The organism is Pseudoalteromonas sp. SG43-7 (genome assembly GCF_014164295.1).
Taxonomy (GTDB): domain Bacteria; phylum Pseudomonadota; class Gammaproteobacteria; order Enterobacterales; family Alteromonadaceae; genus Pseudoalteromonas; species Pseudoalteromonas rhizosphaerae.
The window spans coordinates 1-11042 of the sequence record NZ_JACJEY010000089.1; the positions used below are offsets into that span (position 1 = coordinate 1).

Annotated in this window: 14 protein-coding genes; 4 read left to right on the forward strand and 10 right to left on the reverse strand. The window is 38.1% G+C overall.

The genetic code is table 11. The annotated features are described in order from the left end of the window. Together H5200_RS22085 and H5200_RS22090 are read right to left on the reverse strand one after the other, a co-directional pair. A partial coding sequence (locus H5200_RS22085; RefSeq protein ID WP_182762649.1) for a zinc-binding alcohol dehydrogenase family protein occupies positions 1 to 741 on the reverse strand: 741 nt, incomplete at its 3' end. 104 nt (positions 742 to 845) lie between these two features. Next, positions 846 to 1277 (reverse strand): MarR family winged helix-turn-helix transcriptional regulator, encoded by a 432-nt coding sequence (locus H5200_RS22090; RefSeq protein WP_182740465.1) that lies wholly within the window; start codon positions 1275 to 1277, stop codon positions 846 to 848. A gap of 125 nt (positions 1278 to 1402) precedes the next feature. Between H5200_RS22090 and H5200_RS22095 the strand changes: the two genes are divergently transcribed. Both H5200_RS22095 and H5200_RS22100 read left to right on the forward strand, forming a co-directional pair. After that, on the forward strand, positions 1403 to 1831 hold the full coding sequence (locus H5200_RS22095) for an organic hydroperoxide resistance protein (RefSeq protein ID WP_145242020.1): 429 nt from the start codon (positions 1403 to 1405) through the stop codon (positions 1829 to 1831). A gap of 430 nt (positions 1832 to 2261) precedes the next feature. Then, complete coding sequence (locus tag H5200_RS22100; RefSeq protein ID WP_182762651.1) at positions 2262 to 4382, forward strand: methyl-accepting chemotaxis protein; 2121 nt, start codon at positions 2262 to 2264, stop codon at positions 4380 to 4382. A gap of 269 nt (positions 4383 to 4651) precedes the next feature. Here H5200_RS22100 and H5200_RS22105 read toward each other — a convergent pair whose 3' ends face one another. Beyond that, the gene (locus tag H5200_RS22105) at positions 4652 to 5179 is read right to left on the reverse strand and encodes a hypothetical protein (RefSeq protein ID WP_149981841.1); all 528 of its coding nucleotides are present in this window, start codon (positions 5177 to 5179) and stop codon (positions 4652 to 4654) included. A 52-nt stretch (positions 5180 to 5231) separates the two neighbouring features. Between H5200_RS22105 and H5200_RS22110 the strand changes: the two genes are divergently transcribed. Continuing rightward, positions 5232 to 5591 carry a DUF1294 domain-containing protein gene (locus tag H5200_RS22110; RefSeq protein ID WP_149981840.1) on the forward strand — a complete coding sequence of 120 codons (360 nt, stop codon included), beginning with the start codon at positions 5232 to 5234 and terminating at the stop codon, positions 5589 to 5591. Positions 5592 to 5637: 46 nt separating this feature from the next. Continuing rightward, positions 5638 to 6834: an iron-containing alcohol dehydrogenase gene (locus H5200_RS22115; protein WP_182762653.1), complete on the forward strand. Its 1197-nt coding sequence runs from the start codon at positions 5638 to 5640 to the stop codon at positions 6832 to 6834. A gap of 52 nt (positions 6835 to 6886) precedes the next feature. Here the strand turns inward: H5200_RS22115 and H5200_RS22120 are convergent, their stop codons facing one another. The 7 genes from H5200_RS22120 to H5200_RS22150 form a co-directional block, all read right to left on the reverse strand. After that, entirely contained in the window at positions 6887 to 7972 is a 1086-nt protein-coding gene (locus H5200_RS22120; protein WP_182762655.1) for a rhomboid family intramembrane serine protease, read from the reverse strand. Next, positions 7962 to 8582 (reverse strand): hypothetical protein, encoded by a 621-nt coding sequence (locus tag H5200_RS22125; RefSeq protein ID WP_259399263.1) that lies wholly within the window; start codon positions 8580 to 8582, stop codon positions 7962 to 7964. The genes H5200_RS22120 and H5200_RS22125 overlap by 11 nt, the downstream gene beginning before the upstream one ends. Positions 8583 to 8738: 156 nt before the next feature. After that, complete coding sequence (locus tag H5200_RS22130; RefSeq protein ID WP_182719054.1) at positions 8739 to 9083, reverse strand: PEGA domain-containing protein; 345 nt, start codon at positions 9081 to 9083, stop codon at positions 8739 to 8741. A gap of 264 nt (positions 9084 to 9347) precedes the next feature. Then, a complete protein-coding gene (locus H5200_RS22135; RefSeq protein WP_182762657.1) occupies positions 9348 to 9590 on the reverse strand; it encodes a hypothetical protein in 243 nt (80 codons plus the stop codon). 48 nt (positions 9591 to 9638) lie between these two features. Continuing rightward, positions 9639 to 9983: a DUF600 domain-containing protein gene (locus tag H5200_RS22140; RefSeq protein WP_182740459.1), complete on the reverse strand. Its 345-nt coding sequence runs from the start codon at positions 9981 to 9983 to the stop codon at positions 9639 to 9641. Positions 9984 to 10050: 67 nt separating this feature from the next. Further along, complete coding sequence (locus tag H5200_RS22145; protein WP_182762660.1) at positions 10051 to 10527, reverse strand: SMI1/KNR4 family protein; 477 nt, start codon at positions 10525 to 10527, stop codon at positions 10051 to 10053. A gap of 62 nt (positions 10528 to 10589) precedes the next feature. Further along, a partial coding sequence (locus H5200_RS22150) for a T6SS immunity protein Tdi1 domain-containing protein (protein ID WP_182762663.1) occupies positions 10590 to 11042 on the reverse strand: 453 nt, incomplete at its 5' end.

Genomic DNA, 11042 nt, shown 5'->3' on the forward strand with positions numbered 1-11042 from the left:
GTCTATTAAAGCTAATTTACCTTGTGGTTTGATCACTTTAATAATTTCATCAAGATGTTGATCGGTATGAGTGAGGCTAATTACATAATCAAATTCAGCAAGATTATGCTCTATTCGTTGTGCATCTAAGCTTTGTGAGTGATCAAGCACTTGATCAACACCTAGCGCATTTAACCAGCTAACGCTATCTACGCGTGATGCTGTACCTATCACCGTTAAGTTGGTTAGCTGTTTGGCCAACTGCACTAAAATTGAGCCAACACCGCCTGCGGCACCAATAACTAATAATGAAGCTGGTTTTGCATTGTTGGAACGTGATATTTGCAAACGATCAAACAGTAATTCCCAGGCTGTAATACTGGTTAGCGGTAACGCAGCAGCTTGGGCATTGTTCAAGGTAGTAGGCGCACGGCCAACAATACGTTCATCAACTAGTTGAAATTCAGCATTACTGCCTGAGCGAGTTAAATCACCAGCGTAATAAACCCGGTCGCCCAGATTAAATAAACTTACTTTATCACCAACAGCTTTTACGATCCCAACAGCGTCCCAACCAATGACTTTATGACCTTGTTCAGGGCTAACATTTGCGCGGATCTTCGCATCGACAGGATTAACTGAAATTGCTTTTACTTCGACCAATAAATCGTGACCGGATGCTGTTGGAATAGGTAACTCGATGGCTTCGAAAGAATGATTGCTAAGTGTTTTGGTTGCTGTTTGGTATCCAATGGCTTTCATGAGTTGCTCCGTTAAATTGTTTTGCTGCACCCACTATAACGAAGTTTTATAATAGAAAAAGAGTGGGGTATATATACACGAATCGCTCTCAAAATTTTTGATAATTAACTTAAGTCAGTATTGAGTTTATCAAGTAAAGTAATTAGTTGTGTGGCTTCTTGCTGCGTAATAGATGGAAAACGGCAACGAATTTGCTCAGGGATATTCGCTGCTTGTTGTTGCAGCTGTATGCCTTGTTTGTGTAACTTTACGACTCGCTTACGTTTATCTGTTTCATCTTTAACCACGGCTAATAAGTTTTTATCGGTCATTTTTTTCAAAATTTGTGTCATGGCGCCGCCATCTATTGCGGTTTTTTCCAGCAGCTGTGCAATACTGATCTCATCTTCTTCCCAGAGCGCCATCATCACCACATACTGTGGATAGGTCAGTTCAAGTTCGTTTAGTGCATCTCGATAGGCACGTACCACTGAATTGGAGGCCATATACAGACGATGACAAATTTGATTATCTAATTTCAATTGTGGATATTTCATAGTAGCTCTCGAATGATGACACTGCATTTTAATTTGCATGCAAAATATTTGCAATGCTCAATAAACTACTTTATTATTTTGCATGCAAAATAAATTTAGTCCCAACCTTAAATAAGGAAAACATTATGAAAGAATTACTACAAGTCGCTTACACAGCTAAAGCAACTGCAACGGGTGGCCGCGAGGGCACTGCAAAATCAGACGATGGCCGTTTAGATGTGGCACTTTCAACTCCAAAAGGGTTAGGTGGCGATGATGGTCAAGGCACTAACCCTGAGCAGTTGTTTGCAGCGGGTTATGCAGCGTGTTTTATTGGCGCATTAAAATTAGTTGCAGGCCAAGCAAAAGTTAAGTTACCTGCTGATACCCGCATTGATTCAGAAGTATCGATTGGTCCAATCGAAGGTGGTTTCGGTATCGCTGTAAAATTAGCTGTTTTTGTCGGTGATGTAGATAAAGACACCGCAGAAGCGTTAGTGGCTAAAGCACACGAAGTTTGCCCATATTCAAATGCTACTCGTGGTAATATCGCAATTGAATTGTCGGTTATCTAACTTATTGTAAATTTAATAATTTATATTTTTAAAGGCGCATTTTTATTTTAAATGCGCCTTTTTTGTGGCTGTTTTTTATAATTATGAGCTTTTTAGAACGCCATTTATAACCAAGACGCGTTATTGTGATAATTCGTACTTAATATTCAATCCTCAGTTTGTGCTACCCGACAACCAACATCCCCCATTTTTATTTTGCCATATTAAGACTATTTATAGAGTGCAAAGTCATTGCCAAGCGTTTACACCAATAGTTCAGCAATGATCAACTCGATGTCTAAATTGGTTTTGTTATCGCGAAAACTTTTTAGCTACTGGTAAAATTAAATAGTATTAGCGCAGCGTTAATATGTTTTTTTCAACAAAATAGATTAACTTATGAATAATTGAACTAGAATGTAAACGTAGTTTTAATTAAAGGATAAGTGGAATGCGGCAATTAGCGTTGGCGAAAAAGTTACTATGGCTTACTTTAGGTAGTATTTTTATCACCGTTGTAGTGCTATCGAGTGTGCTTTGGTGGCAATTATCAAGCAGCAATAAAGTGTTATCAGCACAAGCTGAAAAATTGATAGTTACTGAGGTAGAAGAAAAGCTCACCAGCAATGCTGCTGTGTACGGTGAAAAAATCGCAGGATTTATCAACGAAGCGTATCGAGTGCCTTTTTCACTCGCAGCAATACTTGGTAATGAATCAGCTAAAGATGCTTTAACGCGTGATTCAGTGGTTCAGCTTAATAGCTCTATTATAGAAGGTAATTCAATACTTTCTTCAATCTACTCGCAATTTGAAGCTAATGGTTTTGATGGTAACGATCAACAGTATAAAAATGGCTATGATCATTCAGTCGCAGGCCAAGGCACCTTAGAGATTTACTTCACTCGCAGCCGTGAAGGTGTGATTGAACAGCAAGTTGTTGAAGATGCAGCAGAAAAATACGTTACGACCTTAAACGAATTTGGCCAACGTGAAGCTGAGTGGTACTTATGTGCTAAAGACACTAAAAAGCCGTGCATAATGGAACCCTATCTGTACGAAATATCTCCCGGCAATTCTGAAATGATGACTTCTTTGACTGTGCCAATACTTCGCGACGGTAAGTTTATTGGCCTCAGTGGTGTTGATATTACACTGCCAGTTTTTCAAACCATGACCGAGCAGTTATCAAAAGAATTATATAATGGTCAGGCGCGAGTTACCCTATTAAGTTCGATGGATTTAATTGTGGGTAGCAGTCATAACAAAGACAAACTTGGCCGTCCGCTAAAAGAAGCCGTCTCAGCCTCGGTGTTAAAAAATTATACTAGTTTGAAAGAACGCTCTGGAGTACAAAAGGGTGAAAATGAATACTTAGTCAATTACCCAATAGATATTAAACTTGCTGGTCGCCAGTGGACTTTATTAGTTGAAGTACCAGCAGAGCTTGCACTGCAAGGGCCACAGCAGCTAAGTGCAAGTATGCAAGATAACGCCAACACTCTTGGTGGGTTAATTTTAATATCTGGCTTAGTGATTGCTGGCGCTGCCTTTATTATCATGACTTTAGTTGTCAAAAGCATCGTGGCGCCGCTGCAACAAATTCAGTTACGGGTTGATAATTTAGCCAGCGCGGATGGGGATTTAACACAAACGTTAACGGTTGACACTCATGCAGAGTTAATTGCGCTCGCTGTTGGATTTAATGCATTTTTGGAAAAATTACGTGATTTAATTGCACAGCTTAAAGATGTATCAGGGCAGACGAAAGAGCAGGCACAAATTGCCGCGCATGTAGCCGTTGATACTAAGCAAAATGTGCAAGCTCAGTTTCAAGAAATTGAAAGTGTAGTAACGGCAATGAATGAAATGAGTGCCACCGCCCTTGAAGTTGCCCGTGCTTCAGAGCAATCAGCGCAACAGGCAGATGAAATCAATTCATTAGTGGTCAGTAGCGAAGCGAGTTTATCGTCTGCGGTATCACAAGTGAAAACGATGTCTGAAGAAATAAAGCAAGCCAATCAAGCCGTAGCCAAGGTGGCGGCGCGTAGTAACGATATTACACAAATTTTAGATGTGATCCGCACTATTTCAGAGCAAACTAATTTACTCGCACTTAATGCTGCGATTGAGGCAGCTCGCGCTGGTGAACAGGGGCGAGGCTTTGCTGTCGTAGCCGATGAAGTACGTGCTCTGGCATCTAAAACTCGTGCGTCAACAGATGACATTAGTGGCTTAATTGACAACTTACAGCTTGAAGTGGGTAATGCCTCAACAGTGATTGAAAAAGGGGTTGTGCGAGCACAAACCGCGGTTGATGAAACCACCGTTGCCTTTGATGCTTTGCACAGTGTGGTAATTAAAGTGGAAGAGATCACTAATCAGATCACCCAAATAGCGACGGCTGCTGAGGAGCAAAGCTCTGTAACCGAAGAAATTAATCGTAATTTAACGCGGATATCTGATGCCGCATCACAACTTGCTGATTTATCAACTCAAGCCGGCGATGGTAGTCAAATGCTCAATCAGCTTGTTGCACAACAAGACGATGAACTGAATAAATTGAAAACATAATACCTTCAATACGATTAAATTGGTTTTGTATAAAATCGGTATAACTTAACCGTTCGCTCAAACTAGCAACGCCACTTCGGCGTGGTTAGTTTGAGTTACATTATCAATTCTAAACTAGATCAACTCTAATCTAGCTGTAGAAAATAATACAAAACCAAACAGCGGCAAAAGCATTTCAACGGGCTACCTCTTTTAAATTAGTTATGTCTTTTTATATGGTAAGTCATCAGTCCAGCCAATTGATTCACTCGATTACTGTTATGCCGTTACTATTTAAAAATAACCTGTTTGTTACTGCGAGTGTAAATACGTTTTTCAGGTTTTGTCCATTCGCCCTTTTTTAAATAAGAGGTAGAGACAACAAACTGTTCATCTTTAAAATCACTGGTTGATTTTACTTTTGTGATGCCTTCTTTTGAACCTGTTACGGTTTCGTATGCTACAAACTGCGTAGGGCTCAATACTTTCAATGTCCCTTGAGTATAAAAGCCTGCTGTAGTGAAATAATAAAAAACTAATGACTGCTTTTTACTATCCCAAAATATCATTGATTCGCCGCCATATTCACCTTCATTAATTGAGTGAAGGGTACGAATTGCTTTCCCATTGAGGGCTCGCTCCCAGCGACCTACATCCTGAATCTTTGGCTTATTATCGGCAACATTGAAATCAGCTTGCCATGTGCCGAGGTAAGGTTTAAATACTTCAAGCTCTGGTGCTAAGTCAATCGTTTGTGCACTAATAGCACCAGCGTAGATAAAGCAAAAAGATAGTAAAAGTGTTTTTAGGTATGACATAATCGTGCCTATCATTATTAGTTTTTCAAATTGTAGTATAGGCGAGAGTCCGTTGATTAAAAAAACATTATTGCTTTTTTCTGTTAGTTTTCTAGTTGTATTAGTGATTGGTGGGCTGCTTGATTATTGGCCATATTTGGTTGCCAGTGTTTACTGTACTATGAGCAGTATTACGTTTTTAGTTTATAAATGGGATAAGCGTTTGGCGATAGAGTCAACAGATCGGCCTATTAGAGTGCCGGAACGTAGTTTACATATTTTAGCATTAATTTGTGGTTGGCCGGGAGCACTGATCGCTCAGCAATGGTTAAGACATAAATCACAAAAACGTGCATTTATTGCGGTACTTTGGCTCACTATCATTATAAATACTTCTGTATTAGGGGCTGCCTATTATTGGCAATTGCTTTAAATTGATGCACTATCAGGTAACGTAAAAATAACAAAAGTCTGATTTTATGTATTTTTTATATCGCTGCTATCATTTTATTTTAAAATGTATTGTTATTTTTATTGGTATTCCTGCTCCGCGTTTGTATCAAGGTTATAGCGGGTTTAAGCAATGGCTTGCATTACTTAATCCTAATAAACCTGTGTTAGTTGTAACTGACAATACGTTAAAAAATTTAGGCGTTGTTGCTCCCATTTTAGCTTTGCTGGATGAGCATGCAATCTCTTGGCAGCTGTTTAGTGACGTTGATGCTAATCCAACGATTAGCAATGTTGAAAGTGGTTTAGCACTTTATCAGCAATACACATGTTATAGTATTATCGCCGTTGGTGGCGGCTCAGTAATTGACTGTGCCAAATTAATTGGCGCACGTGCAGTAAGACCTAATAAATCAGTTAAGCAGTTAAAAGGCTTGTTTAAAGTACTGAAAAAACTGCCCCCGTTATGTGCCATTCCAACAACCGCAGGTACTGGCTCAGAAACGACCGTTGCTGCGGTGGTAAACGATCCGCAAATGCAAACAAAATATGCCGCCACTGACTTTGCTCTTGTACCAAGTGATGCAGTTTTAATTGCTGAGCTAACACAAACTGTGCCTGATTTTATTACCGCAGCTACAGGTATCGATGCACTCACGCATGCACTTGAGGCATACATAGGCACTAATGGCCTTGCTTTTAGTGATGACAAGTCATTGCGAGCAATCGAACTTATTTTACAAAATTTATTAACAGCGTATAAAAATGGTAATGACTTAGTTGCGCGGGAAAATATGTTACTCGCTTCATTTTATGCAGGACAAGCGTTTACCCGAACATCTGTAGGTTATGTGCATGCTATAGCGCATCAATTTGGCGCGCAATACGGCACAGCTCACGGTTTAGCAAATAGTGTGGTATTGATGCATGTGCTGAAATTTTATGGTTCCAGTATAGATAAAAAGCTGGCGGCTATTGCTGATCATTGCCAATTAACACAATCACACCAAAAACCAGCAGAAAAAGCAGCAATACTATTAAACACCTTAGAGCAGTTACTTATTGATCTAGAGATCCCTCATCATTTAAAAGAGCTAAAAGTAGCTGATATATCAAAGCTTGCTGATGCTGCAATTGTAGAGGCTAACTGGGACTATCCAGTACCAAAATTTATGAACGCAGCTCAATGCCAAGCCATTATTCATAAAGTAGTGAGTGATACGTAATAAATGAAAACCTTCCCATCAGCACCGATAGGGAAGGTTTAAGCGCGTTAAATTAGCGTTTTAGCTGTGCTTCAGGTTGATTTAATAATTCAATCATAGGATTTTGTGCAGTGATTTTTGCTTTAAGAGCAAAGCCGATCAATAACCCTGCGATAAAGCCACCGATATGAGCGCCATAATCGATACCATCAGGTGCTGCAATCATGCCATAAATATTGATCCCTAACCAAATTACAAAAAACCACACTGCAGATAATTTCTTTTGATAAATGATAAACATAAAAGTAAGGCTGGCGTGCCTAAACCACATTAAGTACATACCAAATAGCCCTGCAATTGCGCCGCTAGCCCCGACACTTGGAATAATCGAGCTGGGATCAACGATAAAGCTAGCAAAAGACGCTGCCAAACAGCATACCATATACCATATTAAAAACTTTTTATGACCTAATACGTCTTCGAGGTTATCGCCAATAATGTATAAAAAGTACATATTACCAATAAGGTGCATTACTGAGCCGTGTAAAAATACACAGGTAATCACACTCCATAAATGTTCGCCTTGAGAGATCTTACTTGGATTCATTGCAAACAATTCGAGGGTGGCACTGAATGCCTCTGCATTGAAAAAATACAAGGCAAAAACAATGGCATTGAGTGCAATTAAACTGCGAGTAACCCACGGCGTTTGTTTTGGCTTTAGGTTATATTCAACGGGCATTTGCGTTAAAAATTGAAACAGATAAGTTTTCCAACTAACTTTTTGGTTTAGCTTGTCTAGGCTTGCTTTGAGCTCAGGACTGTTTTCAACGCTTTCTAATTGATTTTTTTCAATCCAACTACCATCACAATGACGGCAAACATCAATTTCGGTATGAAAATCTTCGAGTAAATGAAAGCGCTCAAGGTTCTTATTGCAATCAGGGCAGTCTAGTCTTGAAATACCTAATGATTTACCAAAATGAGTCTCGTATTTTTCACCAATAGGACCTTCGTTGATTTCGGCAATCATCCGGTTAACTTCGTTTTTTTCAAACCATAAGCCACCGCATTCGCGACAGATATCTATCTCTTCACCTTGATAATGAGTAACATCCAAAGGGTGATCTTTGCAGTGAGGGCAGCGTTTAGTTGGCATTATCAGCGTCCTTTAATGAGCCGATAATAATATCGTTTTGTTGTAATTCTTGTTGTAAATTTAATGCACTAGTTTTTAGTTGAGGTAATGTTTGTTGCTCAATACTATCGGCAATTTGGTCTAGTTCAATAGACGCTTGGCGCGCAGACATTTTACGCCTTAACGCCGCTTCAATTACACACTCAGCACAACTATAAAAACGACGAATTTGTGTTAAAAATATACTCGGCGTTTCAAGTGTTGTGAACAAGTACTGCATGGTATGCCAAATATATTTTTCAAACGTGGGCTTATTATACTCAAGCTCACTCGTATGTGGGCTTTGTACTAAAAGTAACGAATAGCGTTTTATATTCTCTAAATTATCATATAATGAAGTATGCAAATAATAGTTATCTTCCATTTTACTATAGGAATCAAATTTAAGCACTTGCTCTAAACCGCTTTTCGCAGCTAGGTAAACACCAAAGATAGTTGAAACTACTAAAAGCACTTGATTCAACCAAAAAATAGTGCTTTTTAGCTCTTTATTATCAACTATTTTAAGTGCGTTAGGTATTCGTGTGGAGATTTTATTTAAGCTGTCAGAATAGTTTTGTGATGACTCCAAAATTAATATCCTTATTCTTTACTGTCCATTTAATGAGCGCAATAGAATACGGGTATTTCTTTAATGCGACAATAACTTTGTATGTAAACTATACTTAATTTTTAATAAAGATAACACAAAGTGATGATGGCAAGAATACACTTGCCACCAGGGGTACTATAACGCAGATTGGCTTGCTTCAATTTGATCTAATTCGATAGTCAGGATCGTTTTCTTGTCAACAGTAACCCACTTTCTATAGGTTAAGTAACCATCTTTAGTAACTTCGATGTCGTATTTACCTTCATCGAGTTCAATACCAGCTTCGTATTTCGGCTTTATATTCATAATGCGAATACGGGCGTCATCAGGAGAAGTAATAACAGTCAATGATATTGCACTGTTAACTTCTTCTGCGACAACAACTGGTTGTTCAACTGGGGCTGCCTGTTGTTCAACTTTTGGGCTGCTTGAACAACCTGATAGCATCACTATAGCAACCAGCGCACTTAATTTTTTCATAATTACTCCATTAAATTGTTCATTATAAACATCTTTGTTTATATCACTTTTAGCAACGAAAAATCATGGAGTAACAATAGGAAGGATTATATTTCTACTAGAGTCTTCCATGACTTTTATATTTACTTTAACTATAAATCAAATGGCATTTTAGTATGTATAAGGATGAGGTTCAAATCATAGTTGCAAAAAATACCAGTTTTTCCTTGTTTTGTTATATTTATAACAATAAAAGAAACAATTTCATTATGATTATGATAAATATTAGCTTAGATCTTTACTCTTTTTAAGCTTAGCAAATCGTTGCCATGTACCCCAGATTGAAATAGTCACAAGCAGAAATACCGTGATGTAAAAGGCCATAATAGCCACTTTGATCATTAGTAAACATGCGATAATAATGGCGAAGATGATCGCGATACGAATAACCGGGCTTTTGATAAATTTACTTGAAAAAAGTAAGGCGGTTAGGCTTAGCTTGCTACGGGTGTTTTTCTTAACATCCATGTTTTTTGTCCTTAGTGTTTTTGTATTAGAGTAATTTACTTATTTAAGTTAGTGCGTATTTTGTGCAGTAATAACGTCATCATCGTGATTGTTACGCTCAAAGTTGAGATTAAATTGGCCTTGGCGATTAATGGTAAAAATAGCGCGTGTCCAGTTTTCGGGTTGCTGCTTTGTGGCTTTATCAAATACTTGTTTGAATAAATTGACTATCTCGTCTTTCACGGTAATTGGCTGTTCACTTGAGTCATCTGCTGTTTGATAATGGGCTTTGCATTCAAGTACGTTTTCATCTTCGCAATTTAAAATGAGTTGTGCTTTAAGCCACGGCTCATTAATTTGCTGATAAAGGTACTGACCGAGTTGTTGTGGGATGTTTGTAATGTCAGGTTTCATGTGCTGTCCTTAGTATTATAAATGAGCTTTAAATTAAATGATCAAACATAAAGTTTGTAAATATATGTCAGCCGAAAGACATCGCATTAAGGAATTTTTGGAAATTATCAAAAGCTTTGTAAAAAACAGGCGATAATTCTTCAGATTCATTATGATCCCATATTACTACTTTAGGATTTATTGCATCTTCTTTGAAGTCTAGGCATAAAAAATCACCACCAAAAAGATAAGCAAAAGGTAAGGTCTCGGCTCCAACCAAGTCTTCGTTAGCTGTAAGTCTTTCCTCAATTTGAGCCATTACTACTTTAATTTCGTATTGCATCAGTCCACTATCGAGTTTTTCATCTTCCGAAACTATTAAAAATCTTTCCAATACCCGCTCTTCAGAGTTAATTCTTATAATAGCCCCCTCTGGGGATGCACCATTGAATTCTAAAATAAACTCTCTGTAGCTAATTGGTAAGTTAATATTAAAAAACATTTCTAATGAATATAGCTCATCATGTGTTACTGAAACTTTTTTCTTTAAGTCTAAGTTTTTCATTAAGTTATGTGTGCCAAATAAAGCTCGTTTAAGTCCTCAACTAATCACATTTGCATACAGCGTTATTCGTACTGCTTAATAGCGCCACGTACCATAGAAGCCATATCAATAATTTCCATATCACCCATGTCGGCAATTAAATTCAAATGGGCAAAAATATCGCACTTTTCAATATTCTTGATTTTTTTCTCGCCACCCATAAATAAAAATGGCGCAAAGCCGTACACTTCATCAGCATTGAGTGGGCCATGTTTTTTTAATGCCGCAGGAAAAAGTGGTTTCTTTTGGTTATTTTTTATATCAAGTCGCTCAGGGTCTTGCAGTGCTATAAAATCTTTTGCAGTTTGGTTAGCCTTGCCAGCTTCAATATCTTGCTGATTTCCTTTTTTCGTTCGCATCCAATTAAGGTAAGGGCTGATTTCCACAGAATGTCCGGTTTTCTCACCGTAGAGTTTTAAATTGCCCCAGGCATTACGCGCTATAACATAATAAATATCATCTTGCTCAAACGGGGT